General features: G+C 67.7%; 26 protein-coding genes. 9 read left to right on the forward strand and 17 right to left on the reverse strand.

The window, feature by feature from the left end; translation table 11 throughout:
- The first annotated feature begins 3 nt into the window (after window positions 1–3).
- Window positions 4–978 carry a Bug family tripartite tricarboxylate transporter substrate binding protein gene (locus J2739_RS21400; protein ID WP_309905362.1) on the forward strand — a complete coding sequence of 325 codons (975 nt, stop codon included), beginning with the start codon at window positions 4–6 and terminating at the stop codon, window positions 976–978.
- Between the two features lie 92 nt (window positions 979–1,070).
- Here J2739_RS21400 and J2739_RS21405 read toward each other — a convergent pair whose 3' ends face one another.
- From J2739_RS21405 to J2739_RS21425, 5 genes are read right to left on the reverse strand one after another with little or no spacing between them, the layout of a single operon-like run.
- Window positions 1,071–2,210, reverse strand: coding sequence for an ABC transporter substrate-binding protein (locus tag J2739_RS21405; protein WP_309905364.1), 1,140 nt, complete (start codon window positions 2,208–2,210; stop codon window positions 1,071–1,073).
- 28 nt (window positions 2,211–2,238) lie between these two features.
- Complete coding sequence (locus J2739_RS21410) at window positions 2,239–2,955, reverse strand: ABC transporter ATP-binding protein (protein WP_309905365.1); 717 nt, start codon at window positions 2,953–2,955, stop codon at window positions 2,239–2,241.
- A 3-nt stretch (window positions 2,956–2,958) separates the two neighbouring features.
- Entirely contained in the window at window positions 2,959–3,717 is a 759-nt protein-coding gene (locus J2739_RS21415; protein ID WP_309905367.1) for an ABC transporter ATP-binding protein, read from the reverse strand.
- Window positions 3,714–4,658: a branched-chain amino acid ABC transporter permease gene (locus J2739_RS21420; protein WP_309905369.1), complete on the reverse strand. Its 945-nt coding sequence runs from the start codon at window positions 4,656–4,658 to the stop codon at window positions 3,714–3,716. The genes J2739_RS21415 and J2739_RS21420 overlap by 4 nt, the downstream gene beginning before the upstream one ends.
- Window positions 4,655–5,542 carry a branched-chain amino acid ABC transporter permease gene (locus tag J2739_RS21425; RefSeq protein ID WP_309905370.1) on the reverse strand — a complete coding sequence of 296 codons (888 nt, stop codon included), beginning with the start codon at window positions 5,540–5,542 and terminating at the stop codon, window positions 4,655–4,657. Before J2739_RS21425 ends, J2739_RS21420 begins: the two co-directional genes overlap by 4 nt.
- Window positions 5,543–5,729: 187 nt before the next feature.
- On the opposite strand from J2739_RS21425, the gene J2739_RS21430 reads away from it, so the two are divergent.
- The 3 genes from J2739_RS21430 (at window position 5,730) to J2739_RS21440 (ending at window position 8,612) form a co-directional block, all read left to right on the forward strand.
- Window positions 5,730–6,185: a nuclear transport factor 2 family protein gene (locus J2739_RS21430; RefSeq protein WP_309905372.1), complete on the forward strand. Its 456-nt coding sequence runs from the start codon at window positions 5,730–5,732 to the stop codon at window positions 6,183–6,185.
- Between the two features lie 4 nt (window positions 6,186–6,189).
- Window positions 6,190–7,392, forward strand: a complete 1,203-nt coding sequence (locus tag J2739_RS21435; protein ID WP_309905374.1) for a cytochrome P450 — start codon at window positions 6,190–6,192, stop codon at window positions 7,390–7,392.
- An 89-nt stretch (window positions 7,393–7,481) separates the two neighbouring features.
- Window positions 7,482–8,612 carry an ABC transporter substrate-binding protein gene (locus J2739_RS21440; RefSeq protein WP_309905376.1) on the forward strand — a complete coding sequence of 377 codons (1,131 nt, stop codon included), beginning with the start codon at window positions 7,482–7,484 and terminating at the stop codon, window positions 8,610–8,612.
- On the opposite strand, the gene J2739_RS21445 is transcribed toward J2739_RS21440, so the two are convergent.
- Genes J2739_RS21445 through J2739_RS21495 form a run of 11 tightly spaced genes read right to left on the reverse strand, consistent with a single transcriptional unit; the run spans window position 8,596 to window position 17,216 of the window.
- Complete coding sequence (locus J2739_RS21445) at window positions 8,596–9,399, reverse strand: SDR family NAD(P)-dependent oxidoreductase (protein WP_309905377.1); 804 nt, start codon at window positions 9,397–9,399, stop codon at window positions 8,596–8,598. The genes J2739_RS21440 and J2739_RS21445 overlap by 17 nt on opposite strands.
- An 8-nt stretch (window positions 9,400–9,407) precedes the next feature.
- Window positions 9,408–10,649: a cytochrome P450 gene (locus tag J2739_RS21450; RefSeq protein ID WP_309905379.1), complete on the reverse strand. Its 1,242-nt coding sequence runs from the start codon at window positions 10,647–10,649 to the stop codon at window positions 9,408–9,410.
- 14 nt (window positions 10,650–10,663) lie between these two features.
- The gene (locus J2739_RS21455; RefSeq protein WP_309905381.1) at window positions 10,664–11,428 is read right to left on the reverse strand and encodes an SDR family NAD(P)-dependent oxidoreductase; all 765 of its coding nucleotides are present in this window, start codon (window positions 11,426–11,428) and stop codon (window positions 10,664–10,666) included.
- A 16-nt stretch (window positions 11,429–11,444) separates the two neighbouring features.
- The gene (locus J2739_RS21460) at window positions 11,445–12,233 is read right to left on the reverse strand and encodes an SDR family NAD(P)-dependent oxidoreductase (RefSeq protein WP_309905383.1); all 789 of its coding nucleotides are present in this window, start codon (window positions 12,231–12,233) and stop codon (window positions 11,445–11,447) included.
- Window positions 12,230–12,697 (reverse strand): DUF3237 domain-containing protein, encoded by a 468-nt coding sequence (locus J2739_RS21465; RefSeq protein WP_309905384.1) that lies wholly within the window; start codon window positions 12,695–12,697, stop codon window positions 12,230–12,232. The genes J2739_RS21460 and J2739_RS21465 overlap by 4 nt, the downstream gene beginning before the upstream one ends.
- Before the next feature lie 55 nt (window positions 12,698–12,752).
- Window positions 12,753–13,397: a VOC family protein gene (locus J2739_RS21470; protein ID WP_309905386.1), complete on the reverse strand. Its 645-nt coding sequence runs from the start codon at window positions 13,395–13,397 to the stop codon at window positions 12,753–12,755.
- Window positions 13,398–13,425: 28 nt separating this feature from the next.
- On the reverse strand, window positions 13,426–13,749 hold the full coding sequence (locus J2739_RS21475) for a 2Fe-2S iron-sulfur cluster-binding protein (RefSeq protein ID WP_309905388.1): 324 nt from the start codon (window positions 13,747–13,749) through the stop codon (window positions 13,426–13,428).
- 32 nt (window positions 13,750–13,781) lie between these two features.
- A complete protein-coding gene (locus J2739_RS21480) occupies window positions 13,782–14,828 on the reverse strand; it encodes a branched-chain amino acid ABC transporter permease (protein ID WP_309905390.1) in 1,047 nt (348 codons plus the stop codon).
- A 2-nt stretch (window positions 14,829–14,830) separates the two neighbouring features.
- The gene (locus J2739_RS21485) at window positions 14,831–15,703 is read right to left on the reverse strand and encodes a branched-chain amino acid ABC transporter permease (protein WP_309905392.1); all 873 of its coding nucleotides are present in this window, start codon (window positions 15,701–15,703) and stop codon (window positions 14,831–14,833) included.
- A 17-nt stretch (window positions 15,704–15,720) separates the two neighbouring features.
- Window positions 15,721–16,434, reverse strand: a complete 714-nt coding sequence (locus J2739_RS21490; protein ID WP_309905394.1) for an ABC transporter ATP-binding protein — start codon at window positions 16,432–16,434, stop codon at window positions 15,721–15,723.
- Window positions 16,434–17,216 (reverse strand): ABC transporter ATP-binding protein, encoded by a 783-nt coding sequence (locus tag J2739_RS21495; protein ID WP_309905396.1) that lies wholly within the window; start codon window positions 17,214–17,216, stop codon window positions 16,434–16,436. Before J2739_RS21495 ends, J2739_RS21490 begins: the two co-directional genes overlap by 1 nt.
- Before the next feature lie 140 nt (window positions 17,217–17,356).
- On the opposite strand from J2739_RS21495, the gene J2739_RS21500 reads away from it, so the two are divergent.
- The 4 genes from J2739_RS21500 to J2739_RS21515 are packed head-to-tail and all read left to right on the forward strand — an operon-like array spanning window position 17,357 to window position 22,628.
- Entirely contained in the window at window positions 17,357–19,054 is a 1,698-nt protein-coding gene (locus tag J2739_RS21500) for an FAD-dependent oxidoreductase (RefSeq protein WP_309905398.1), read from the forward strand.
- Window positions 19,054–19,884: an SDR family NAD(P)-dependent oxidoreductase gene (locus J2739_RS21505; RefSeq protein WP_309905400.1), complete on the forward strand. Its 831-nt coding sequence runs from the start codon at window positions 19,054–19,056 to the stop codon at window positions 19,882–19,884. The genes J2739_RS21500 and J2739_RS21505 overlap by 1 nt, the downstream gene beginning before the upstream one ends.
- Before the next feature lie 19 nt (window positions 19,885–19,903).
- Window positions 19,904–20,635: an SDR family NAD(P)-dependent oxidoreductase gene (locus J2739_RS21510; protein WP_309905402.1), complete on the forward strand. Its 732-nt coding sequence runs from the start codon at window positions 19,904–19,906 to the stop codon at window positions 20,633–20,635.
- Window positions 20,636–20,648: 13 nt separating this feature from the next.
- Complete coding sequence (locus J2739_RS21515; protein ID WP_309905716.1) at window positions 20,649–22,628, forward strand: oxidoreductase; 1,980 nt, start codon at window positions 20,649–20,651, stop codon at window positions 22,626–22,628.
- A gap of 67 nt (window positions 22,629–22,695) precedes the next feature.
- Here the strand turns inward: J2739_RS21515 and J2739_RS21520 are convergent, their stop codons facing one another.
- Window positions 22,696–23,904, reverse strand: a complete 1,209-nt coding sequence (locus J2739_RS21520; protein ID WP_309905404.1) for an ABC transporter substrate-binding protein — start codon at window positions 23,902–23,904, stop codon at window positions 22,696–22,698.
- A 194-nt stretch (window positions 23,905–24,098) separates the two neighbouring features.
- Here J2739_RS21520 and J2739_RS21525 point away from each other — a divergent pair, with 194 nt between their 5' ends.
- Entirely contained in the window at window positions 24,099–25,316 is a 1,218-nt protein-coding gene (locus J2739_RS21525) for a cytochrome P450 (RefSeq protein WP_309905405.1), read from the forward strand.
- Window positions 25,317–25,353: the final 37 nt, after the last annotated feature.

Here is a 25,353-nt window from a genome sequence, read left to right on the forward strand (position 1 = left end):
ACCATGCATCGACGCACCCTCCTCTCCCTGGTCGCCGCCGCCGCCCTGGCGCCCGCGGCCTTCGCCCAGTCGACCTGGCCCAGCCAGCCGATCCGGCTGATCGTCCCCTACCCGGCCGGCGGCGGCACCGACTTCTTCGCGCGCCTGGTCGCGCCCGGCATGGGTGAGGCGCTGGGACAGCCGGTCATCGTCGAGAACCGTCCCGGCGCCTCCGGCATCATCGGCGCCACCGCGGTGGCCAAGCAGCTGCCGGCCGACGGCCACACCTTCCTGCTGGGCGACATGACGACCTACGCCGTCAATCCCAGCATGTTCGAGAAGCTCTCCTACGACCCGCTGAAGGACCTGGTGCCCGTGACCATGACCGCCAAGTTCGACTTCGTGCTGGTGGTCAACCCCACCGTGCTGCCGGTCGGCAACGTGCAGGAGCTGATAGCGCTGGCGGCGCGCACGCCGGCGGGACTGAGCTATGCCTCGCCCAGCGTGGGCACCACCCATCACCTCGCGACCGAATTGCTCGCCCGCGAGACCGGCATGAAGCTGGTGGCCATCACGTACAAGGGCGGCGGACCGGCCGTGCAGGACCTGCTGGGCGGCCAGGTGGGCATGATGTTCCTGGACCGCGCCTCGGCGCGGCCGCACATCGAGTCCGGCAAGCTGCGCCCGATCGCCGCCGCAGGCTCGAAGCGCATCGCGGCCTACCCCGAGGTGCCGACGCTGGCCGAGCAGGGCGTCAAAGGTTTCGAGGTGGAAGGCTGGCAGGGCTTCAGCGTTCGCGCAGGCACCCCCGAGCCGGTGATCCGCGCGCTCAACGCCGCCTACCTGAAGGCGATCGCGCCGGCCGAAGTGAAGCGCAAGCTCAACGAGGCCGGGATCGATCCGGTCGGTGGCACGCCCGAGCAGTTCACCGCCTACATCCAGGCCGAGACGGTGAAGTGGCGCAGCGTGGTGCGAGAGCGAAACATCAAGGCCGAGTAAGCGCCGTCCGGCCTGGATGCCGAGTCAGTAAAAAAGCGGCCGATGGCCGCTTTGCCTCTGGAGCCCCGGCTCCCGCCTGTGACGGCCGACGCCTACGGTGCCGACACGAAAGCGCCGTTCTTCACCTGCAGGATCGCGGCGCCATAGCTCGGCTGACGTCCTGCGTCCAGCGTCCACAGGCCGTCACCGATCACGACCGGCACCTTGTTCGACTTGGCCAGCTCGGCGCGGACCTTCGCACGGTCAGGGTTCGGGCCGGCGTTGCGGATCGCCTGGATGCCGATCAGCGCGGTGCTGTAGCCCATGGCCGCCCAGTTGTCCGGCGCCGTGCCGTAGCGCGCCTTGTAGGCTTCGGTGAAAGCGGCATTCACCGGGTTGGCGCTGGTGGCGGCGTAGTCGGCGACCACGTAGGCGTTCTCGACGGCCTTGCCACCGGACTTGATGAAGCCTTGCGAGGCCAAGGAGGCCGGTCCCATGAAGCGTGTCTTCGGGCTCACGCCCGCCTGCAGCAACTGGATGAAGAAGTTGGCCGACAGTTCCGCCGGTGCGGCGATGAAGACGGCATCGACGTCCTGCGCCGCAATCTTCGTGGCCAACGGCAGGAAGTTCGAGTCGGAGGCCTGGATGCCCTCGTCGGCCAGGATCTGCGCGCCGCTGGATTTGAGCGCATCGCGCATGGCGTTCTTCTGCGCGATGTAGCCCTCGTTGCCTTGGTCGAAAACCATCAGTGCCCGCTTCACGCCGAGCTTCTCGACCGCATAGCGGCCCAGGCGCCCGGTGGTCTGCGTGGCCTGCGCGCCAACCTTGAACGACCAGGGGCCCGCATCGAGGATCTCGGCCGACGAGGAGGTGCTGATCATCGGGATCTGCAAGGCGTTCGAGACCGGCGCGCCGGACACCGCTTCGACGCTCGTGGTCGGCCCAAGCAGCAGGATCGCGTTGTCACGGCGCGCGAACTGGTTGATCAGGGTGATCGTTTGCGCCTTGTCGCCGGCGGTGTCGCCCTCGACGATCTTGATCCTGGCGCCGCCGGGCAGGCCTTGCTTGTTGGCCTGCTCGATCGCCAGGCGCATGGCGTTTTGGATCGGCACGCCGCCAAAGGCGTAGACGCCGGTGGTGGCGTTGAACACGCCCACGGTCAGCTCCGCGCCCTGCGCGCCGGCGGTGCCGGCCGTCGCGGCGGCGGCCGCGGCCATGGTGGCCAGCAGCCAGTGCCTGCGTGTCTCATTCATGCCGTTTGTCTCCTGATTGAAGAATTCATTACGCAACCATGCCCGCACGGCCGAAATAGTGATCGGCGATCACCGGGTCGTTCGCCAGGTCCGAGGCCAACCCCTGGTGCACGATGCGGCCCTGCTCCAGCACCGCGGCGCGATGGGCCGTCTGCAGCGCGAGGCGAGCGTTCTGCTCCACCAGCAGGATGGTCATGCCCTCGCGATTGAGTTGCACCAGTGCGCGGAACACGTCCTTGATGATCACGGGCGCGAGACCGAGGCTGGGCTCGTCCAGCATCAGCACCTTGGGACGACCCATCAGCGCGCGGCCGATCGCCAGCATCTGCTGCTGGCCACCGGACAGCGACCCCGACAACTGTTCGCGCCGGTCCTTCAGCACCGGGAACAGCGCGTGCACGCGATCGAGGTCGGCCGCATCGCTGCCGCGCACGCCCGCCGCCTGCCGGCCCAGCTCGAGGTTCTCCGCCACCGAAAGCGGTGCGATCACGCGCCGCCCCTCGGGCACCTGGATGATCCCGGCGCGCGAGCGCAGATGGGCAGGGCGGCGGCCGAGCGGCTCGCCCTCGAACAGGATCTCGCCGCCGGAGGGCACGATGCCCGACAGCGCGTTGACCAGGCTCGACTTGCCCGCGCCGTTGGGCCCGATCAGGGCGAAGATCTCGCCCTTCTTCACCGTCAGGTCCACGCCACGCAGCGCCTGGATGCCGCGGTAGTGCACGTCGAGATTGCGGATGTCCAGCATGCCTCAGGCTCCCAGGTAGGCTTCGACGACCTTGGGATCGCGGCCCACCGCCTCCGGCAGGCCCTCGGCGATGAGCCGGCCCGAGGCCAGCACGTAGAGGTGCGCGCACAAGGACATGACGAAACGCATGTTGTGCTCGATCAGCAGCACGGCGACGCCGCTCGCGGCCACACTGCGGAAGATGCCGGCCAGGCTTTCGGCCTCGGCGTCGTTCATGCCGGCCACCGGCTCGTCGAGCAGCAGCAATCTCGGTTCGGTTGCCAGCGCCCGCATCATTTCGATGCGGCGCTGATGGCCGTAGGACAGGCCGCCGGCGCGGTGCTCGGCCAGCGCTGTCATGCCGAAGCGCTCCAGCAGCGCCATCGCCCGCTCGTTCAGCCGCTTCGCCTCGGCGCGCGCGGATGGCAGGCCCAGCAGGTTGGCCCAGAGGCCGGCCTTCTCGTGCCGGTGGAAGCCGGCCACCACGTTCTCGAGCACGCTGGCGTCGGGCACCAGTCGGATGTTCTGGAAGGTGCGGGCCACGCCGGCGCGCGCCAGCTCGGGCGCCTCATCGCGCGAGACGTCCCTGCCGTCCAGCAGCACCTTGCCCGAGCTGAGGTGCAGCAGTCCGGTGATGAGGTTGACCACCGTCGTCTTGCCGGCGCCATTGGGCCCGATCAGGCCGGTGATCTGCCCGGCGGGAACCTGCAGGCTCAACTTGTCGACGGCCGGCACGCCGCCGAAATGGCGGGCCACATCCTGGAGGACCAGCGTAGCGGTCATGCGTGCACTCCTGCGTCGATCGACGCGTTGACGGGCGGCGCGCCCGTGCTGGCGGGGCCGCCGACCACGGGAGCGGCCGACAGGGGGGCAGCCCTGCGTCGCAGCCGGCGGTCGCGCAGCATCGCGATCACGGTGTCGGCCACGCCGCGCGGCAGGTACACGATGACCAGCATCAGCAGGATGCCCTGCACCACGTTGCGGTAGTCGGCGAACACGCGGAACAGTTCGGGCAGCGTGGTCAGGATGGCGGCACCGACCAGCGCGCCCCACACCGAGGTGCGGCCACCGAGCACGACCATCGCCAGCGTCGCCACCAGCATGCCGAAGCCGAACTCGCCGGGCGTGATGGCGTAGCTGCTGGTGGCCTGCAGCGCGCCGCCCAGGCCGGCCAGCAGCCCGGACAGGATGAACGCGATGCGGTGGTAGTAAGGCACCGAGATGCCCAGCGAGACCGCCACGGTCTCGTCCTCGCGGATCACGTCCATGGCACGTCCCACGCTGTAGCGGCCCATGGCCACCAGCAGCAGCACCACGATCACGACCACCGACAGCAGCACGCCGGTGCCGGCCACCTTGGGGATGCCGTTGACGCCCAATGCACCATTGGTGACGCTGACCCAGTTCTGCGTGGCCGACAGCACGATCTGCACCAGCGCCAACGTAGCGACCGCCTGGAACACACCGCGAAGCCGCGACAACGGGAACGCCAGCAAGGCACTGGCCAGGGCGCCAAGCATGGTGCCGGCAACGATGGCTGCGAACGGCGGCCAGCCGGCCTTGGTGATCAGCAGCGCGCAGCCGTAGGCACCCAGCGCGGCGAAGCCCGCGGTGCCTAGCGAGAACACGCCGGCGCGCAGCACCACGTACTGGCTCATCGCCAGCAGGGCGTAGACCAGGATGTGGTCGAACAGCGACTGGTAGGTGTAGAAGAAATTCATCATGCGCGTTGGATCCGCATTGCGGCGGTCGACTGACCGAACAAGCCGGTGGGCCTGACCAGGATGACGACGAACAGGGCGACGAAGACGACGGCCTCGGCGACGCCGGAGGAGACGTAAGCCACCGCCAGGGTCTGCACGATGCCGATGGCTAGCCCCGCGATCAGCGCGCCTGGGATGCTGCCGAGTCCGCCCAGGATGATGATCACGAAGGCGCGCAACAGCAGCGGCTCGCCCATCGCGAAGTGCACCGAGTTGAAGACCAGGCCGATCAGCACGCCCGCCATGCCGGCCAACGCACCCGAGATCATGAACACCTGCATGTTCACCGGCCCCGGATTGATGCCCAGCAGGCGCGAGGTCTGCTCCGAGTACGCCACGCAGCGGATGCGCTGGCCGAAGGTGGTGCGGTACAGGTACCAGACCAGGCCGAACACCATGACCACCACGAGACCGATGATCACCAGTTGCAGCAGTTGGAAGCGCAGCCCGAACACGGTGTAGACCACCACCGGAAAGGCATCGAACGGGAAGCGCATGACCGCGGTGTTGGAAACCTTCTGCGCGATGGCCAGCAGCACCAGGTCGGCCCCTATCGAGGCAACGATGGCGGAGAACTCCGGCGCGTTGCGGCGGCGCAGCGGCCGAAAGGCGAATATGTCCAGCGCCGCCGACACCAGCCCGCCCGCCAGCATGCCAATCAGCAGTGCCACATAGATCGGCGCATCCAGCATGGTGACGGCGTACAACCCGGCGAAGGCGCCCCACATGAACACCGAGCCGTGGGCCATGTTCATGATGTGGTTCACCCCGAAGAGCAGCGTGAACCCGAGCGCGAACAGGGCGTAGACACTGCCGACGACCACGCCGTTGAGAAGTTGTTGCATCAGCATGCCGGAAGAATAGGAATGCAGGCGCTGGATGTATGTCCCCTTGCGGTGGTACGGACTTGCATGAGGTCCCGCGCGCCGGGATGGCCGGTCCCCTGCGACGGGGACAGACGGCCCCGCGGCTCGTCATGACACTGCCGGGCATAGCAGGAGTGGTAACCCGCCACTCCCTGGAGAACCCAAGATGCGCTTCCCCCACCTGCCCGTCGAAGACGAGCTCGAGATCCGTTCGGTCTTCGCCCGCTACGGTCACCTGGCCGACGCCGGCGACCCCAACTTCGTCCAGCTGTTCACCGAGGACGCGAGCTGGACGCGCGCCAATTCGCCGCCGGCCGCACAGGGCGGCAGCGGACTGCCCCCTGAAACCATCCGCGGCCGCGACAAGCTGCAGGTGCTGATGGAAGAAGTGATGAAGAAGAAGTTCAAGCAGCGCATGCACCACCAGATGACCGACTTCTACGTGGTACCGGGCGCCAACGCCGACGACGCCATGGGTCACGCCCGAGCGCTGATCACCGACTGGCGCGAGGGCCCCGGCAAGATCGCCATGTTCGGCAAGTACGACGTGCGCTTCCGCCGCACCGATGTGGGCTGGCGCATCAGCGACATGACGGTTCGCGTGCTGCCGAGCGGGGATTGAAGCCATGAGCGCCATCCTTGCACCCGACGCGCCGGTCCTCGACGAGGACCCGTTCTCCGACGAAAACATCGCGAACCCCTACCCCTTCTTCGAGCGCATGCGCGAGCTCGCGCCCGCGGTCTTCATCGCGCCGCATGGCTACTACGCCGTGGGCAGGCACCAGGAGGCCGGGATCGTCGCCAGCGACTACGCCCGCTTCACCACCGAGGGTGGCGTGGGCATGAGCGACATCCGCAAGCCGGGCGCCTGGCGCACGCGCAGTCCGATCGCCGAGCTCGACCCCCCGGAGCACACGCGGGTGCGAGCCGCGTTGCAGAAGATCCTGTCTCCGCTGGTCATCAAGACCTGGAAGGAGAAGTTCGCCCATCGTGCCGAGGATGTAGCCGAACGGGTGGTGGCCAAGGGAAACATCGACGGGGTGGCCGACATCGCCGAAGCCTTCGTGCTCGATGTCTTTCCCTCGGTGCTGGGCATCAACGTGCCGCCTGAACGCATCAAGCTGACGGGAGAGCTCAATTTCAACCAGATCGGGCCGAACAACGAGCGCGTGGCGCGCACGCTGGAACGCGCCGGGCCGATCATGGACTGGTACCAGCAGGTGCTGCAGCGCGAGTACATGCTGCCGGGCGGCTTCGGCGAGAAGATCTATCTGGCCGAAGACGCCGGCGACTTCGACAAGGGCACCGCACCCCTCCATGTCCGGACCTTCTTCCGTGCCGGTGTGGACACGACGATTGCCGGCATCGGCTCGACGCTGAAGCTGCTGTCGGAGCACCCGGACCAGTTGGCCAAGGTGCAGGCGAACCCGGCGCTCATCAAAGGCGCGTTCGAAGAGGCGCTGCGGATGGAATCGCCGGCGCAGGTGATGTTCCGCACCACCACCGGCGAGGTGGAGCTGGGCGGGGTGCGGCTGCGCGCCGATACCAAGGTCGGCTACCACATGGGTGCCGCCAACCGCGATCCGCGCCAATGGAAAGACCCGGACCGCTTCGACGTGACGCGCCAGACCACCGGCGTGCACCGCGCCTTCGGCGTGGGTGCGCACGTCTGCATCGGGCAGATGATCGCCCGGCTTGAGGCCGAATGCATCCTCGGCGCAGTGCTGCGTCGCGTCCGGCGCATCGAGCCCGCAGGCCCGGCGCAATGGCGGCCTGTGAACACGCTGCGCACGCTGGACGTGCTTCCCCTGACGCTGGTCGGCGCGTAGGGACGAGCCGTCCCCTGACACGGGGACAGACGCACCCGGTGCGGCCATCCACACTGCCGATGAGTTCTCGAGTACCAATGGAGACAACCATGCACATGCAACGCAGAGCGGCCGTGACCGGCGCGCTTCTTCTCGCCACCGGCGGCCTGGCCTTCGGGCAGGGCAAGGACATCCCCGTCGGCGTGTTCAACGCCATGACCGGCACCTACGCCTTCGGCGGCGTGCCGATCCAGAACGGAATGAAGCAGGCGCTGGAAGAAGCCAATGCACAGGGCCTGCCCGGCGGCAACAAGTTCAAGGTGTTCGAAGGCGACACGGCCGGCGACAAGGGCCAGACCATCAACCTGGTCAACCAGTTCGTCAAGCGCGACAACGTGATGCTGATCCTGGGCCCCACCATCAGCGGTGAAGCGCTGGCCGGCGCGCCCGTCGCCAACGATCTGAAGGTTCCCATCCTGGCCATCGGCAGTTCGCCCGGAATCCTCGCCACCGGGCCGTGGGCCTTCAAGATCCAGGCCACGCCGGTGGACATCATGGGTTTCCTGGGCAAGCTGGCCGTGGAGAAGCTGGGTGTCAGTCGCATCATCCTGCTGCACGATCAGAGCAACGATGGCTACGTCGGTCAGAAGACCGCCCTGGCCGACTACCTGACCAAGGCGGGTGTGAAGATCGTTGCCGACGAGAAGTTCGTTTCTTCCGAATCCAACTTCCTGGCGCTGGCCACCAAGATGGCCACCACGCCGGCCGACGCCATCTTCATCGCCGCACCGGCCGAGGTGACGGCGAACCTGATCTTGCAGATCCGCCAGGCCGGCCTGGACTCCAAGGTCAAGTTCATCGGTCCCTCCACGCTGGGCTCCCTCGGCTTCATCAAGGCCGGCGGCAAGGCGGTGGAAGGGACCTACGTCGTCTCCGACTACTCGCCCAACAGTCCGGCGCCGATGAACCAGGCTTTCGTCAAGGCTTACCAGGCCAAGTACAAGGCCGTGCCCGACAACTGGGCGGGCATGGGCTATGCACTCGGCCAAGTGGCGGTGCAAGCGGTGAAGAACGCGGGCCCCGCGCCGGACCGGACGAAGATCCGTGACGAGTTGGCGAAGCTGAACCAGGTGCCGATGGTGCTGGGCAATGGCATGTGGAGCGTGGATGCCGGGCGCAACCCGAGCTATGGTGGCGTCCTGCTGCAGGTGAAGGACGGCAATTTCATCGCCGTCCAATGAGGCCTTCGAGCGTCAGGCGGTCAGGCCGCCATCGACGTTGTAGACCCCACCCGTGATGAAACTCGCCTGCGGCCCCAACAACCAGAACACCAGGTTCGCCACCTCCTGCGCCGTTGCGGCCCGTCGCAGCGGCTGGTTCAGGAAGTGCTGTTTCAGCGCCACTTCCACCTGCTCTTCGGTTCGCCCATCCACGCGAAAGGTGCTGCGCAGCAGAGGCGTGTCGATCGGCCCCGGGGCAGATCACGTTGATGCGGATATCGTGCGGCGCGAATTCGAGTGCCGCCTGCTGCGTCATGCGGATCACGGCCGCCTTCGACGCGCCGTAGACCCCCAGCCCGGCCTCGGCCCGGCTGCTGCGCTGGCCCGACACCGATGAGGTGTTGACGATCGAGCCGCCGCCCTGCGCCCGCATCACCTTGCCCACCGCTTGCATCCCCAGCAGCATGCCGCGCACGTTGACCGCAAAGATCCGATCGAAGTCGGCCATGCGGAAGTCCAGCAGCGAGGACTGCGGGCCGACGATGGCGGCGTTGTTGTGGAAGAGGTCGATGCGGCCCCACTTCTCCACTGTGGCATCGGCACAGCGCTGCACGTCAGCCTCCAGCGCCACGTCGGCCTGCAGCGCCAGCACGCGACTGCGGTCCAGCCCGTCCAGCGCCCGGTCCAGCGACGGGGCATCGCGGTCCACAACCGCCACCTTGGCACCTGCATCCAGCAGTTGTCGCGTCAAGGCCAGGCCGACGCCGCTGGCACCTCCGGTAACCACTGCCACCTTGCTGTCGAACACGCCCGCGCTCATTGCAGCGTCACCCGCAGCGCATCCGGCGCGCGGAACACGAAGGTGTGCAGGTGTTGCGCCGTGTCCGGCTGCACCAGCCGCATCTTCGGGAAGCGCTTGGCGAACTCCTCGAAGACGATCTTCATCTCCAGCCGCGCCAACGGTGCGCCCAGGCAAAAGTGCACGCCGTTGCCGAAGGTCAGCTGCTTGCGCGCATTGGCACGCCGGATGTCGAAGCTGTGCGGTTCCGGGAACACTTCCTCGTCGCGATTGGCCGAAGCGAAGGACAGCATGATCGGCGCGCCCTTCGGAATCTTGACGCCGCGGAACTCCACCTCTTCCAGCGCAACGCGGCGCCAGCCGATCACCGCCCCGGCATAGCGCATGCCTTCCTCGACCGTGTTGGCTGCCAATGTCGGATCGGCGCACAGCGCCTCCCACTGGCTGCGGTTCTCCAGCAAGGAGCGGAAGGTGTTGGTCAGCTGGTTGGTCGTGGTCTCGTGGCCGGCGAAGGCAACGCCGAAGGTGTGGGTGATGATCTCGGGAATGCTGATGACGCTGTCGTCACCATTGCGGATGGCCAGCATTTGGCTCGTGAAGTCATCGCCGGGGTTCTTCTGCCGGTCCGCCACCAGCGCGGCGCAGTACTGCCAGAACGCCGCCATGTTGCGCGCGCCCTCCAACTGCTGCTCGTGGGTCGCGGGGCTGAAGTCGATCACGCTGCGCGCGCCGGCCCACTTCTTGACGTTGGGGACGTCCGCGTCCGGGATGCCCATGAGCTTGAACACCACATGGGCCGGCAGCTCGTAGTTGACCTCGGCCAGCAGGTCGACCTCGTCCTTGCCTTCGATGCGCTCGATCGCTTCGGCCACCAGGCGGCGAATGTGCGACTCCAGCTTGACGAATTCGCGCAGGTTCAGCTTCTGGCTGGTGACGGCACGGGTGCGCTTGTGCACGTCGCCGTACAGGGTCGAGTGGCTGGCGGTCGAGGCATAGCCCTCTTCCTTCAGGATCGCCATCGCCTCCGGACACATGGGCGTGACCGGCCGCGTGGTGTTCTCCGACGAGAAGCGCACGCCGTCGTGCAGCACCGTGTAGACGTCGCTGTGCTTGGTCAGCACCCAGTAGCCGATCTCCTCGCACCAGAACACCGGCTCCGTGCGCCGCTGCACTTCGAAGGCAGCGTGCAGCTCCGGGCTGTAGTACGGCTTGAAATCCTTGGTGGCGGACTGGAAGGGACAGACTGCAGTCGTATTCATTTGTGGTGCTCCTGTCAGCGCATCAGCATGCCGCCGTTGACATCGAGGGTGGCGCCGGTCACGAAGGCGGCGCCGGGCGACACCAGGTAGGACACCGCGGCAGCGATCTCCTCCGGCAGCCCGATGCGCCCGAGCGGCACCGCGGCCGTACCCAGGTATTTCCCGTCGCCGCTGCCGGGGGGCACCGTCTGGTGCAGCATCGGCGTGTCGATCGGTCCGGGCGCGACCGTGTTGACCGTGATGCCCATGGCCGCGGCTTCGCGCGCCGCGACCTTCGACAAGGCCAGTACCGCGCCCTTGGATGCGCTGTACGCCGAGCCGCTCTGCATGCCGCCCATCTGCCCGGCCAGCGAGGCGACGGTGACGATGCGGCCGTGTTCGATGGTTCTCCCGGCCGAGCGGCGCAGCATCTCGCGCACGCACAGGAAGGTGCCGCCGGCGTTGACGCGCATCACCGCGTTCCACTCCTCCAGCGTGATGTCCACGGTGGGCAAGCGGCCTGGCACCGGATGGGCGCTGAGGATGCCGGCAAAGCACGCCAGCACACCGATGCGGCCCAGCTTCTGTTCCACCGCATCGAAGGCTGCGCGAACGCTCCCTTCGTCGGCCACGTTGCAGGCCACGCCGATGTGGCCCTTGCCAGGCAGCGTCGCGGCGGCCCGTTCGGCGGCTTCCGCGTGCAGATCTGCCACGGCAAGGGTCAGGCCGTCTTCGGCGAGCCTGCGGGCGCTGGACAGCCCCAGCCCGCCCGCGGCGCCGGTGACGAGTGCGATGCGCATGAAAGTCTCCTGGAGTTCAGTGGTCAGGATGCGCGTCCACCCAGCACTGCACCAGCGCGTCGCTGATGTAGGCGCTGGAGGTCTGGCCGCCATCCACGGCCAGCACCTGGCCGGTGACGAAGCCGGCGTCGTCGCTGCACAGGAACGCGGCAGCGCCGGCGATCTCTTCGGGCCTGCCGGGCCGGCCCATCGGCGTGGTGCCGACGATCGTGGCGTGGAAGCGCGCCGTGTTCAGTCGGCCCGCGGTCTGCGGCGTCGCGATGATGCCGGGCGCGATGGCATTGACGCGGATGCCCTGGTCGGCGTAGTCGGCGGCCAGGTTGCGGGTCAGGCCGATCACGCCGGCCTTGGCCATCGAATACACGGCCTGCCGTCGGTACCCGACCAGCCCAAGCGTGGAGGCGATGTTCAACACCACCCCTCTGGATTCGATCAGCGCCTGCAGGGCGGCGCGGGTGATCAGGAAGGTCGCCTTCTGGTTGATGTCGGCGAACTTCTGGTAGTCGGCGTCGGTGGTCTCGTGGAAGGGCGGGCAGTTGCCCAGCCCGGCGTTGTTGACCAGCACGCGGATGGCGCCGAAGTGGCGCAGGCACTCGTCGACGATCGCTTGCGGCGCCCCCTCGGCGGTCACGTCGGCGACGAAGGTGCGCAGCGTTTCCGAACGCGGCAGCGCGGCCAGGCCCTCGTCGTTGATGTCGACCGCCAGCACCTGCGCGCCCTCCTCGTGCAGCCGCAGCGCGATGGCGCGGCCGATGCCCGAGGCCGCGGCGGTGACGATGGCCGGACGGCCGGCAAAGCGCTTCATGCCACTTCCCAGATGTCGTACACGGGCCCGTTGGGCTCGCGCGTGCCGGTGCCGATGGCGATCTTGTCGTTCAGCCACCGCAGCCCTGGCGCGGCCGCTTCGAACTGCACCGCGACGCGGAAGTAATCGGCGCCGCGCGCAATGGGCTCGCGGTTGACGATCTTCTTCATGATCTCCGGCGTCGGCCCATTGCGGCGGCCGCTGTAGGTCATGTAGATCAATTCGCCGGCACTGGTTTCGAGCACCAGGCGCACGTCCAGATGCAGGCCGCCATCGGGCCGCTCCAGCACCACATCGGCCCCGCCCGGCAGCACCCGGCCGCGCAGGCGATCGCCCTCGAAGTGGCCGCCGCTGACGCACATCACGCGGCGCGTGTAGCCGTGCGGCACGGCACCCACCAGCTGAGCGGGCGCGTCGACCTCGGCCTTGATCGTGAACAGCGGGCGCAGTTCGATCGGGGTCACTGGATCGCCTCCGTGCTACGCACTGCGGTATTCGCCTTGGGAGCGGCCCGGTGTCTCATGCCGGCTCTTTTTTCGCGTAGCGCTTGCGCACGTCCTTGATGAGCTCGAGCAGCGCCTGCGGCACGTCGCGCCCTTCGGCCTTGGCCTTCTCCTTGCAGTCTTCCCACAGTTTCAGATCGGCGTAGCCTTTCTCGGTGTGGCGGTTCCACTGCTTGTCCAGCGGGGTGGTGATCTCCAGCCGGATGCCGGCAGGGTCGTGGAAGTAGATCGACAGGATCAGCCCCTTGTGGTCGGTTGGCCCGATCACGTCGATGCCTTGCGACTTGAGCCACTCGTGCCACTTCAGCACCTCGGCGCGGTCCTTCGCCTCCAGCGCGATGTGGTTGAAGATGTCGTAGGCAGGATGGCTCGCCTTGGAGGGCGGCGGCACGCCGGGGGCCTCGAAGAAGGCCAGCGTGGAGCCGTCGCCCATGCGGAAGAAGATGTGAAAGTAGGGAATCGCGTCGCCAGTGGAGGGCACGCTGTCGTCCAGCACCGTGCTGGCCAGCTCCATCCCCATGATGCGTGTATAGAAATCCGTGGTGGCTGCGGCGTCCGGCGTCACCCAGGCCGCGTGGTTCAGCATCATCGGCGTGAGGCCGGGGTTGGGGGTCAGTGCAACCTTGGGCTTGGCGCCGGGATGGGGGGCAGTGGTTTGCATGAGAGCAATCTCCGGTTAGGTTCGGTTCTTACAGTTGTGGATCGGCGATGCGCACGGCGATGCCGTCGAGCGCGTCGGTCATGACGATCTGGCAGGACAGCCGGCTGCCCGCTTCGCGCGGTGCGGCGGTGTAGTCCAGCATCTGGTGCTCGGTATCGACCGGCGGCGGCAACAGCGCGGCGAATGCGTCGTCCACGATCACGTGGCAGGTGGCGCAGCTCATCACGCCGCCGCAATCGCCGACGATGCCGTTCAAGTCATTGGCCGTGGCGGCCAGCATCAGGCTCTGGCCGTTGGCGACCTCGACTTCGTCGCGCTCGCCGTTGGGATGGATGTAGATGACGCGGGGCATGGTGGTGACTTTCGTTGAGGCGGGGGCCGCCGTCAGTCCCCTCGCCGGGGACGTTGGCCACGTTGGCCACGGGTGCGCAGGCGGCGCAGGCCGGCGCGCAACAGGCCGACGAAGCCCTGCGGCATCAGGAACATGCAAAGGATCAGGAAGGCGGCAAAGATGGCCGAGGGCGCAGACTTGGAGATCTGGTCGGCGACGTTGGGAATGAACTGGATGAAGGCGGCTCCCACCAGCGCGCCCGAGATCGTGCCGAGACCGCCGACCACGGCACCGACCAGGAAGAAGATCGAGACGAACATGCCGAAGCTGTCCGGCGCGACGAAGGCGGTCGCGATCGCGCCCAGCGAGCCGGCCACGCCGGTGTAGAGCGCACTGATGCCGAAGGTCATGGCCTTGATGTAGGGCACGTTGATGCCCATCGCGGAGGCGGCGATCGGCTGCTCGCGGATGGCGATGGTGGCCCGGCCCAGCCGGCCGCGCAGCATGTTCCGGGCGCACAGGAACAGCAAGGCCGCCATCGTCAGTACCACCAGGTAGAGCCACTGGTCGGCCGACAGCCCGAGCCCGAAGGGTGCCTCCGGCTTCAGCAGGGTGATGCCCTGCACGCCGCCGGTCCATGGCTCCAGCGCCTTGTGCTTGAGCAACTGCGGCGTGGCCAGCGCGAGCGCGAAGGTGGCAAGCGCCAGGTAGTGGCCCTTGAGCCGCAGCGCCGGCCAGCCGAACAGGAAGCCGAAGGCGAAGCAGACGACGGCCGACACCGGCAGCGTCGCCCACCAGGCGAAGCCGCCGTGCTCCATCAGCACTGCCGTCACATAGGCGCCCAGCGCGTAGAGCGCGCCGTGGCCCAGCGACAGCTGTCCGTTGTAGCCCACCAGCATGTTCAGCCCCAGCACCGCGATCGCCGAGATCAGCGTCATGGTCGCGAGGAAGATTCGGTAGTCGGACAGCACGAACGGCACGGCCAGCGCGGCAAGCACCAGGGCGCCGACGGCGACCGGACGCCACGACCATCCCTCGGCAACGGCGGGCGGCGCGGCCGAGCGGGAGGGCTGGCTGGAGGAAACGGGCAGTGTCGACATGCTCAGACCCTCGCCACCAGCTTGCGGCCGAAGATGCCGGAGGGCCGGATCAGCAGCACGCCGACGATCAATACCAAGGCCAGCGAGAGCTTGAGCTCGGTGCCGACCACGTAGGTGCCCGCGAGGTTCTCGATCACGCCGACGATCAGGCCGCCCGCCACGGCGCCCCAGGGGTTGTCGATGCCGCCCAGCAGGGCCGCCGCGAAGGCGTAGATCAGCACGCCCCCCATCATGTTGGGCTCGAGGAAGACCACCGGCGCCACCATCAGCCCCGCGACTGCGCCGATGAGGGCCGACAGCCCCCAGCCGAGCGAGAGCATCAGCGACACCGGGATGCCTGCCAGGCGCGAGGACACCGGGTTCTCGGCCGAGGCGCGCATCGCAAGGCCCACCTTGGTGAAGCGAAGGAAGGCGTAGAGGATTCCCATGACCAGGAGGACCACGACGACGGTCCCCAGCTCGTGGCCGGAGATCAGCGTCGTGCCGCCCGGCACCTTGTCCGGGAACGGACTGGGGAAGGGTTCCAGCTGGTGACCGAAGATCCAGCCGGCCAGCGAATTGATGCCGACGAACAGGCCGATGAAGACCACGATCACCGACAGCTCCGGCACGTCGCCCAGCGGCCGCAGCACCAGGCGTTCGATGGCGAAGCCGGCCACGAAGCCGAAGGCCATCGTAGCGAGCGCGGCAGCCCAGTAAGGCAGGCCCCACTTGAGCAGCAGGAAGGCGATGAAGGTGGAGAACATCGCCATTTCGCCCTGCGCGAAATTGATGTGGTGGGTGGACTGGTAGATCATCACCAGCGCCAGCCCCAGGCAGGCATAGATGCCGCCCATGGCGATGCCCGAGGCGAGCTGTTGCAGCAGGCTGTACATGCGTGCGTCCTTGCGAGTCAGAAACCGAGGTAGGAGCGGCGGATCTGCTGGTTGTCGCGCAGCTCCCCGGCTGTGCCGGAGATCACGGTGCTCCCGGTCTCCAGCAGCCACGCGTGGTCGGCCAGATCGAGCGCGCGGGCGACGTTCTGCTCCACCAGCAGGATGCTCACGCCCTCCTGCTTGTTGATGACGCGCATGATGTCGAAGATCTCGCGGATGACCAGCGGCGCCAGGCCGAACGAGGGCTCGTCCATCAGCAACAGTCTGGGGCGCTGCATCAGGGCCCGGCTGATCGCCAGCATCTGCTGCTCGCCGCCGGAGAGCGTGCCGGCTTGCTGCTGGCGGCGCTCGCGCAGGCGCGGGAAGTAGCTGAACATATGTTCCATGCCCTCTTCGACCTCCCGCTTGCTGCGACGCAGGTACGCGCCGACGCGCAGGTTCTCCTCCACCGTCATGTTGACCAGCGTGCCGCGGCCGTCGGGCACATGGGCGATGCCGAGCGCGGCGGTCTTCTCAGTGGTGTAGCCATCGATGCGCTGGCCCGCGAAGCGGATCTCGCCGGTGCGCCGCACCAGGCCGCTGAGTGCGCGCAGCGTGCTGGTCTTGCCCGCGCCGTTCGCGCCGAGGATGGTGGTGACGCCGCCTTCGGCCACCTCGAAGCTGATGCCCTTGAGCACGCGGGTGGGGCCGTAGAAGGCCTCGACGTTCTTCGCTTCCAGCAGGGCGGCCATCAGGCGGTCTCCGTTCCGAGATAGGCACGCACCACCTCCGGGTCCGCCTGCACTTGCGCGGGCGGGCCGTCGGCGATCTTGCGGCCGAAGTTCATCGCCACCACCTGGTCGGACACGCGCATCACCAGATTGAGGTGATGCTCCACGAGCAGCACCGTGACCTGGAAAAGATCGCGCACGTCCACGATCAGTTGGCGCAAGGCATCCACCTCTTCATGGTTCAGGCCCGCGGCCGGCTCGTCCAGCAGCAGCAGCTTCGGTTCGGCCACCAGCGCCCGCGCCATCTCGACACGCTTGCGGGTACCGAAGGACAGGTACTTGACCGGCGTCTCGGCCATGTCGTCGAGGTTCAGCAGGGTCAGCAGGCGGTCGGTGCACTGGCGCACCTCGGCCTCCTCGCGCCGCACCGCAGACAGGCGGAACGCGTTGGCCAGGTAGCCGGTGCCGGTGCGGCAATGGCGACCGACCATCACGTTCTCGCGCACCGTCATGGCCGGGAACAGCGCCACGTTCTGGAAGGTCCGGCCGATGCCGGCGGCGGCGATCGCATGCTGCGGTTTCGCCAACAGGTCGGCGCCGTCGAAGGTGATGGTGCCGGCCGCGGGCGTGTACAGACGGCTCAGGCAGTTGAAGAGGGTCGTCTTGCCGGCGCCGTTGGGTCCGATCACGCCGCAGATCTCGCCGCGGCGCACGTCGAACGAAATGCCGTCGAGCGCGACGATGCCGCCGAAGCGCACTGAAAGGTCGCTCACGCGCAGCAGGGCATGGGAGGTGGAAGACATGGGAGGAGTATTCGTGCCGGGAAGGAAGGCGTCTGTCCCCTGCCGGTGGTACTGCGCTGCGTTGTCCCTTGCCATGGGGACAGACGCCCCGGGAAGCCGCTGTCACATTCGGCGCAGCACTCACCCGAAAAGGCATTCCCATGATCGAAACCGACGTCGTGGTCATCGGCAGCGGCGCCGCCGGCCTCACGGCCGCCATCACCGCACGCCAGCTTGGACTCGAAGTGCTGGTGGTGGAAAAGACCGGGCTGTTCGGCGGCACCACGGCCTATTCCGGCGGTGCCCCCTGGATCCCCTGCAATCACGTGATGAAGCAGATCGGCCTGGACGACAGCCGCGCCGCGGCCGAAACCTACCTGCGCGCCGTGCTGGGGGAGGCCTTCGACGAAGACCTGGTCAGCAGCTATCTGGACAACGCCGCTGCCATGCTCGCGTTCATGGAGCGCCATTCGGATGTGCGCTTCAAGCCCTTCCCCCTGCCCGATTACGAAAGCGATCTGCCCGGCGCCGCGCGCTGCCGCTCCCTGCTGACGCCGGAGTTCGACGGCCGCCTGCTCGGGGAACGCCTGGCCGACCTGCGCATGCCGCTGCCGCAGCTGATGCTGTTCGGCAGCATGCAGGTCGAAGGCGCCGACATCCACCCGATGCGCCATGCGCTGAAGAGCTGGGCCGGCTTCAGGCACACCGCCAAGGTGATGCGCCGCTTCGTTGTCGACAAGGTGCGGCACGGCCGCGGGACCCGGCTGGTGAACGGCAATGCGCTGGCGGCGCGCTTGTTCTACTCGGCGATCCGCGCCGGCGTCACACTGTGGAAGAACACGCCCGCACTGGAGTTGATCGTCGAGGAAGGCGCCGTGCGCGGCGTGCTGGTGCAGCGCGATTTCCACCGCATCGCCATCCAGGCGCGCCGCGGCGTCCTGCTGGCAACCGGCGGCTATGGCGCCAACGACAAGATGCGCGCCAGGTACATCCCTTTCGCCGAGCACCATCACTCGCTGCAGCCGGAAGGCAACGTCGGCGACGGCATCCACCTGGGCCTTACAGCCGGTGCGGTGCACGACCTCGCGCACGCGGGCGACTGCATCTGGACGCCGGTGTCGCTGCTGCGCAAACCGGACGGCAGCGTCGTCAAGTACCCGCACATCTTCATCGACCGCGCGATGCCGGGCTGTATCGCGGTGGACCCGCAAGGCCGTCGCTTCGTCAACGAGGGCACGTCCTACCAGACCTTCGTGCGCACCATGCACGAGCGCGGCTTCACCAAGGTGCATCTGATCGCCAACCGCGATTTCGTCCGCCGCTACGGCCTGGGCCTGGCGCGGCCGCACCCCTTCAACCCGCAGCCCTTCGTCGATGCCGGCTACCTGGTGGAGGCGGCGACGCTGGCGGAGCTGGCGCAGAAAATCGCCGTCGACGCGCTCCAGCTGGAAACGACGGTGCAGCGCTTCAACGAAGCGGCACGACGCGGCGAAGACCCGGAATTCGGCAAGGGCGTGGACGCGCACTCGAAATTCCGTGGCGACCAGACGCATCAGCCGAATCCCGGCGTCGCCCCGGTGGGCGTCGGTCCCTACTACGCCGTCGCGCTCTATCCGGGCGACCTGAGCACGGTGGGCGGGCTTGATACCAACGGACGCGCCCAGGTGCTGAACGCGCAGAGGCAGCCGATCCCCGGTCTTTACGCCGCCGGACTGGACATGAACTCGATGATGCGCGGCCGCTACCCCGGCGGCGGCAGCAGCATCGGACCCGCCATGACCTTCGGCTACATCGCGGCGCGCCACATCGCCCAGGGCCGCGCCCGGGTCGAACAGAAGCGACTGGCAGAGGTGGCGTGATGGATTACGAATTGCAGGGCCGCGTGATCTTCATCACGGGGGGCGGCAGCGGCATCGGCCGCGCGATCGGTCTCGAAGCTGCGCGCGGCGGCGCGAAGGTGGCAGTCGTCGACGCAGTCGCGGAACGGGCCGAACAGGTTGCCATCGAGCTGCGTGACCTCGGAGCCAAGGCGGTGGCCGAGACGCTGGACGTGCGCGATCCCGCCGCGTGCGAGGCGAGCGTCGCCCGTGTCGAACAGGCGCTCGGCGCCATCGACGGCATGGTGGCCTGCGCCGGCATCTCGCCGCCCTCGGCCGCCCACGTGATGCCCGACGAGATCTGGACCCGCTGCCTGGACGTCAACCTCACCGGCATGTTCCGCTCGGTGCAGGCGGTGGGCAAGCGCATGGTGGAACGCAAGCGCGGCGCGATCGTGACCATCACCTCGATCGACGGCCTGGGCGGCCATGCGGGACGCGCGCACTACAGCGCGTCCAAGCACGGCGTGATCGGCCTGACCCGCGCACTGGCCATCGAATGGGGCCGCTTCGGCGTGCGCGTGAACGCGGTGGCGCCCGGCGTGGTCGACACGCCGCTGTTGAAGGCCAACATCCCGCCGGACCATCTGCAGTACGCGATGGTGGACCGCAACCCGCTCGGCCGACTCTGCCGGCCGCAGGAGCAGGCGGGCCCCGCCCTCTTCCTGCTGTCGGACGCTGCCAGCTACGTCACCGGCTCGGTCATGACCGTGGACGGCGGCAGCTCTGCCGGCTTCTTCACGCGCTGGAATGGCGCCGACCTGGGATCGCGCGCGCTGATGGAAGCCGGCGCCTACAGCCAACCCGAATAACTCTCTCGAAGGAATCACCATGAAAAACCTGTTCGACCTGCGCGGCGAGCGCATCCTGATCACCGGTGCCGGCGGCGCCATCGGTGGCGCCACGGCGCGCGTCTGCGCCGCCCTGGGCGCCGAGCTGTTCATCGCCGACCTGAAGGCGCCGACCGAATTGGCCGGCGAGCTGAAAGCCCGCGCCGCCGCACTGGACAACACGAAGCGCAAGGACGTCAACGCGCTGGTCGAGGATATCGGCCCGATCGATGCGCTGATCGACACCAGCGGCTATTACGTCAAGGGCGACTGGCTGGACGGCGGCGACGAGTGGGAACAGCTTTTCGAGCGCACGATGGCCATCAACGTCAAGGGCCCGATCAACCTGGTGCGCGCTGTGCTGCCCGCGATGATGAAGCGCGGCAGCGGCCGCATCGTGCTTACCAGCTCGATGGCCGCGCGCAATGCCGGCTCGACCCTCGCGGTGGAGCCCGCCTACGCGGCATCGAAGGGCGGCCTGTCGGCCCTGGTGCGCTACTTCGCGCGCCAGGCCGCGGCCTCCGGCGTGGTCGTCAACGGCGTCGCCCCGGGACCGATCCTCACGCCGCTGCTGGTCTCCGCCAACCAGCCCTTCACCGTGGACCAGTACCCGATGAAACGCCTGGGCCAGCCGGACGAGATCGGCTGGCCGGCCGCCTTCCTCGCTTCGCGCGGCGCCAGCTTCACCACGGGCGCCGTCCTGGACGTCAACGGCGGCATGTGCTTCTCGTGACGCGGGCGTGAAGATGCAGCAGCTCGACGTTCTCTGGAACGCGATCGACATTGGCCACCTGCAGGCGCGCAACCGGATCTACCTGCCCGCGCACCAGGTGAGCCTGCCGCCGGCAGAGTACGGCGCCTACCTGGCCGAGCGCGCACGCGGCGGCGTGGGCTTGATCGTCACGCACGGCTTTCACGTGCACCCGGCCAGCGCCCGCGCCGGCGTCTCGCCGTGGGAGCCGGCCTGGACCGATGCGGTCCACAAGTTCGTGACGCCGAGCAGGCAGCTGGGCGTGCCGGTGTTCGTGCAGGTCACGCACATGGGCGCAAGCGGCACGCGGCGCACCGACGACATCGGCTTGTGGGGCGCGGTCATGGCGCCTTCGCAAATTCCTTCGCCGGTGCATCGGGCCAGCCCCAAGCCGATGGAGGAAGATGACATCCGCGAGGTGATCGAAGGCTTCGCGGCCACCTGCGCCAACGTGAAGGCGGGTGGCGGCGATGGCGTGGAGATCCACGGCTCGCACGGCTACCTGCTGAGCAACTTCCTGTCGCCCTACTGGAATCGGCGCAACGACGCCTGGGGCGGCGACACCGAGCGGCGCACGCGGCTTGCGCTGGAGATCGGAAAGGCGGTGCGAAAGCGCTGCGGCAGCGACTTCGTCATCGGCATCAAGCTCAGCCTGGACGAGTACCTGGGCGAAGCCGGCACCACACCTCATGAAACTATTCGCGTGCTCCAGTTGCTGGAGCAGGCGCGGCTGTTCGACTACGTGTGCCTGTCGCACACCGACTACCACCACAACCACAAGCTGGTGCCGCCGCAGTCCAGCGGCGAGACGGCGCCGCTCGCGGCCCATGCGGCGCGCGTGCGCGAAGCGCTCGGCGGCCGCATCCCGCTGTTGATCCAGGGTTCGGTGCGCGATCTCGAGAAGGCGGCCGAGATCGTGCAATGCGGACAGTCGGACTTGGTCGGCCTCGTGCGTGCGCACATCGCCGATCCCGAGATGGTGAAGAAGGCACGGGAAGGCCGCCTCGATGAAACGCGCCGCTGCGTCGGTGCCAACCAGGGCTGCTGGCGCAGGCTCGGGCAGAACGTGAGCTGCACGGTGAATCCGGCGGCCGGGCGGGAGCTGCGGTTCGGCGTGGCGATGGCCAGCCCCGCCGCCTCGGCGAAGAAGGTGCTGGTGATCGGCGGCGGTCCCGGCGGGCTCAAGTTCGCCGACACCGCGGCCGAGCGCGGACACAAGGTCACGCTGTGGGAACGCAGCGGCCAGCTCGGCGGCCAGATCCGCAAGGCCGGCCTGCTTCCGGACTATGCCTCGTGGAACTTCCTGGTCGACGACCTGGAGGCCTCGGTGCGCCGGCGCGGCGTCGACGTCGTCCTGAACAAGGAAGCCACGGCTGACGCGGTGGCAGCGTTGGCGGCCGACGAAGTGATCGTGGCGACGGGAGCGCGCTGGCAGACCAGCGGCTTCTCCATGTTCCGCACCGACCGCGATGCCATCCCGGGGGCGGAGCTGCCGCACGTGGTCGACGCGCTTCGCGCACTCGACAACCCGTCGGGCTGCGGCCAACGCGTCCTGATCGTCGACGACAACGGCGACTACCTGCCGCTGGGACTGGCACGGCTCCTGGCAGCCGCGGGCCGCGAGGTGACCGTCGTCACTGCCGATGGCCTGCTCGGCCGCAAGCTCGAAGCCACGCTGGACTGGCCATGGCTCATGCCGCGGGTGGTGCAAGCGGGCGTCGTGCTGCGCGCCTCCACATCGGTCGAGCGCATCGAGGCGGGCAACGCGATCCTGCGCAGCACGCTGGGTGGGCCCGCAGAGACGCTGGCTGCCGACACCGTCGTGCTGTCCATGCTGCGCACCAGCGATGACTCGCTCTATCACCAGCTGAAGGCGCGCGGCCTGCCGGTGCGCCGCATCGGCGACTGCGTGGCGCCGCGCGAAGTCGACGACGCGGTGCTGGAGGGCTTTCGCGAAGCGCAGGCTATTGCTTGAACTTCGAGGCCCGCCCGTTGTGAACGACAAAGAGGCCGCTGACGCGGCCTCTTCACTGGGGCATCGATCAGCGATCGATCGTGATCAGTTCCGTCATCGGCTTCCAAGACTTGCCGTCGAACTTGGCGAGGCGCGCCTGGCGGATCGGGTAATAGTCGTCCTGGCGGAAGTTGATCTTCATGCCGGGCAGCAGCATCCCCAGCTCGACGTCCTTCAGGCCCTGGATCTGCTTCAGCAGGTTCTCGCGCGTCAGGTTGTCTCCGCAGCGCTCCAGCGCCAGCGCCGTCAATTGCGCCCCCATGTAGGTGTAGACCGAAGTGGTGTCACCCGGATCGTCGTTGGGCAGGTACTTCTTGAAGAAGGCCAGGTAGTCCTGCATGGCCTTGTCATCGGACCAGGTCGGATCCGACGGCGTCTTGAACCAATAGCTGGAGACCAGGCCCACCGAGTTGTCCAGACCGGCCGGCGTCAGCACGCCAGTGATCGAGCTGGACACGTAGGGCACGATATAGAAAGGCTTCCAGCCGATGGCTGCCACCTTCTTGATTGCCTGCGCCTGTGCCTTGTTGGAGGTGAACACCACCAGCGTGTCCGCGCCCGAGGCCTGCAGCTGCAGGATCTGCGAGTCGACGGTCGGGTCGCTCATCTCCTGGCTGACCTCCTTCACGATGTTGCTTTGCTTGGCGCCCAGCGCCTTGCGGAAGCCGCGGATGTAGGACTTGCCCACGTCGTCGTTCTGGTACAGCACGCCGATCTTCGCGTCGGGCCTGGCCTCGACCATGTACTTGCCGTAGATGGATCCCTCGATGTCGTAGGCAAAGGAGAACGGCACCGTCCACGGCGTGGCCTTGGAATCATGAAGGCCGGGACTGGACGCGTAGAAGAGCAGCTGCGGCACCTTCTTGGCGTTCAGGTACTTCTGCACGGAGGTCTGTGCCGCGGTGCCCATGGAGTTCACCATGGCCAGCACCTGGTCGGACTCGACCAGCTTGCGCGTCACTTCCACCGTCTTCGGCGGGCTGTAGGCGTCGTCCACCGACAGCAGGTTGATCTTGCGCCCGTTGATGCCGCCCTTCGTCTCGTTCAGCATCTTGAAGTAGGCCACCGACATGCGGCCCACCATCGAATAGGCGGAGCCGGGGCCGCTGTAGGCGACCGTCTGGCCCAGCTTGATCTCGGTGTCGCTGGCGCCGGGACCGTAGTTCTTCTGGGCCTGCGCCGGCACGGCGGCCGCGAGGGCGGTGCCGGCCAGCAGGGCAAGGAGGGAAGCGCGCATGTTGTCTCCTGGAGTCGTGGGTTGGATTCGGTGGCACAAGTAAATCAAGGGGCAGGGAAGACGTCTGTCCCCGTGCCGAGTGACAGGCTGGCCGCATTCGCTGGGATATCGACAAGGTCGTCCCCGGGAAAGGGGACAGACGCTCGCACGGCCAAACCCTAAATTCCTCGCATCCCCAAGCAAGGAGCCTGTGCATGACTACCGCCGCCGAAGCCAACGCACTTCGTGATGCGCCCGTGCTGGACATCGATCCTTATTCGATCGAGGTGCTGCGCGATCCCTATCCGTTCCATGAGGCGCTGCGCGAGGCCGGGCCAGTTGCATTCATCAAGGCACACGGCGTCTATGCCGTGGGCCGCCATGCCGAAGCCAAGACGGTGCTGTCCGACCACGCGCGCTTCACCAATGCCGGGGGCATTGGCATTCAGGACATCCGCAAACCGGGTGACTTCCGCATTCCCAGCCGGCTGCTGGAGGCCGACCCGCCGGACCACACCAAGATCCGCACAGTCGTGACGCGGCTGCTCTCGCCACTGGTGATCCGCAAATGGAAGGAAGGCTTCGATCGCAAGGCCGAGGCACTCGTGGACCATCTGCTGGAGCAGCGCGAGTTCGACGGGGTGCAAGATTGCGCCGAGCGCTTCATCCTCGAGGCCTTCCCTGCGGCCGTCGGCGTGCGCCTGCCACGCACCGAAACGCTGGCCATCGGCGAGATGCGCTTCAACCAGAGCGGCCCCCGAAACGCGCTGTATGAGCGCGCGATCGAGGCCGCCCAACCCTACCTGGCCTGGTTCGAGGAAAGCGTGTCGCGCCAAGGCGTGATGCCCGACTCGATCGCCGAACTGCTGTTCCGCGCCGAGGATGCCGGCGAACTCGACGAGGGCATCGCCTCGAACGTGGTGCGCAGCTTCGTGGGCGGCGGCACCGATTCGACCATCGCCGGCATCGGCTTCACGCTGCACCAGCTGGCGAAAAACCCGGCGCAGTGGCAGCGCGTGCGCAGCGAGCCGGCCAAGGTGAAGGCCGCCTTCGAGGAAGGCATCCGCCACGAGACCCCGTTCCAGGTGACCTACCGCACCACGCGCGGCGCAACCGAGTTGTCGGGCGTGCGGCTGGATGCAGACACCAAGATCGGCGTCTTCATGGGCGCCGCCAACCGCGACCCGCGCCACTTCGCCGATGCAGACCGCTTCGACGTGGACCGCCCTGCCCTCGCCGGCAATCACCTGGCACTTGGCAGCGGCATCCACGCCTGCATCGGCCAGATGCTGGCTCGGCAGGAGTCGGAGGCGCTGATCGGCGCCCTCGCCCGCCGCGTCGTCGGCATGGAGCTGACGGCGCCCGCGACCTACCGCCCGATCAACCAGATGCGCACCCTCGACAAGCTGCCGATGCGCATCGTTCCGGCATGAGTCTCACGCAGCCGCAGCAGACGATTGCCCAAGGCAA

Source organism: Variovorax soli, assembly GCF_031454625.1.
GTDB lineage: Bacteria > Pseudomonadota > Gammaproteobacteria > Burkholderiales > Burkholderiaceae_C > Variovorax > Variovorax soli_A.

Bases quoted from the DNA above. Each gene is read 5' to 3' on its own strand.
- J2739_RS21400 (WP_309905362.1), top strand. From the start codon at position 4: ATGCATCGACGCACCCTCCTCTCCCTGGTCGCCGCCGCCGCCCTGGCG.
- J2739_RS21405 (WP_309905364.1), bottom strand. From the start codon at position 2,210: ATGAATGAGACACGCAGGCACTGGCTGCTGGCCACCATGGCCGCGGCC.
- J2739_RS21410 (WP_309905365.1), bottom strand. From the start codon at position 2,955: ATGCTGGACATCCGCAATCTCGACGTGCACTACCGCGGCATCCAGGCG.
- J2739_RS21415 (WP_309905367.1), bottom strand. From the start codon at position 3,717: ATGACCGCTACGCTGGTCCTCCAGGATGTGGCCCGCCATTTCGGCGGC.
- J2739_RS21420 (WP_309905369.1), bottom strand. From the start codon at position 4,658: ATGATGAATTTCTTCTACACCTACCAGTCGCTGTTCGACCACATCCTG.
- J2739_RS21425 (WP_309905370.1), bottom strand. From the start codon at position 5,542: ATGCAACAACTTCTCAACGGCGTGGTCGTCGGCAGTGTCTACGCCCTG.
- J2739_RS21430 (WP_309905372.1), top strand. From the start codon at position 5,730: ATGCGCTTCCCCCACCTGCCCGTCGAAGACGAGCTCGAGATCCGTTCG.
- J2739_RS21435 (WP_309905374.1), top strand. From the start codon at position 6,190: ATGAGCGCCATCCTTGCACCCGACGCGCCGGTCCTCGACGAGGACCCG.
- J2739_RS21440 (WP_309905376.1), top strand. From the start codon at position 7,482: ATGCACATGCAACGCAGAGCGGCCGTGACCGGCGCGCTTCTTCTCGCC.
- J2739_RS21450 (WP_309905379.1), bottom strand. From the start codon at position 10,649: ATGAATACGACTGCAGTCTGTCCCTTCCAGTCCGCCACCAAGGATTTC.
- J2739_RS21455 (WP_309905381.1), bottom strand. From the start codon at position 11,428: ATGCGCATCGCACTCGTCACCGGCGCCGCGGGCGGGCTGGGGCTGTCC.
- J2739_RS21460 (WP_309905383.1), bottom strand. From the start codon at position 12,233: ATGAAGCGCTTTGCCGGCCGTCCGGCCATCGTCACCGCCGCGGCCTCG.
- J2739_RS21470 (WP_309905386.1), bottom strand. From the start codon at position 13,397: ATGCAAACCACTGCCCCCCATCCCGGCGCCAAGCCCAAGGTTGCACTG.
- J2739_RS21475 (WP_309905388.1), bottom strand. From the start codon at position 13,749: ATGCCCCGCGTCATCTACATCCATCCCAACGGCGAGCGCGACGAAGTC.
- J2739_RS21480 (WP_309905390.1), bottom strand. From the start codon at position 14,828: ATGTCGACACTGCCCGTTTCCTCCAGCCAGCCCTCCCGCTCGGCCGCG.
- J2739_RS21485 (WP_309905392.1), bottom strand. From the start codon at position 15,703: ATGTACAGCCTGCTGCAACAGCTCGCCTCGGGCATCGCCATGGGCGGC.
- J2739_RS21490 (WP_309905394.1), bottom strand. From the start codon at position 16,434: ATGGCCGCCCTGCTGGAAGCGAAGAACGTCGAGGCCTTCTACGGCCCC.
- J2739_RS21495 (WP_309905396.1), bottom strand. From the start codon at position 17,216: ATGTCTTCCACCTCCCATGCCCTGCTGCGCGTGAGCGACCTTTCAGTG.
- J2739_RS21500 (WP_309905398.1), top strand. From the start codon at position 17,357: ATGATCGAAACCGACGTCGTGGTCATCGGCAGCGGCGCCGCCGGCCTC.
- J2739_RS21505 (WP_309905400.1), top strand. From the start codon at position 19,054: ATGGATTACGAATTGCAGGGCCGCGTGATCTTCATCACGGGGGGCGGC.
- J2739_RS21510 (WP_309905402.1), top strand. From the start codon at position 19,904: ATGAAAAACCTGTTCGACCTGCGCGGCGAGCGCATCCTGATCACCGGT.
- J2739_RS21515 (WP_309905716.1), top strand. From the start codon at position 20,649: ATGCAGCAGCTCGACGTTCTCTGGAACGCGATCGACATTGGCCACCTG.
- J2739_RS21520 (WP_309905404.1), bottom strand. From the start codon at position 23,904: ATGCGCGCTTCCCTCCTTGCCCTGCTGGCCGGCACCGCCCTCGCGGCC.
- J2739_RS21525 (WP_309905405.1), top strand. From the start codon at position 24,099: ATGACTACCGCCGCCGAAGCCAACGCACTTCGTGATGCGCCCGTGCTG.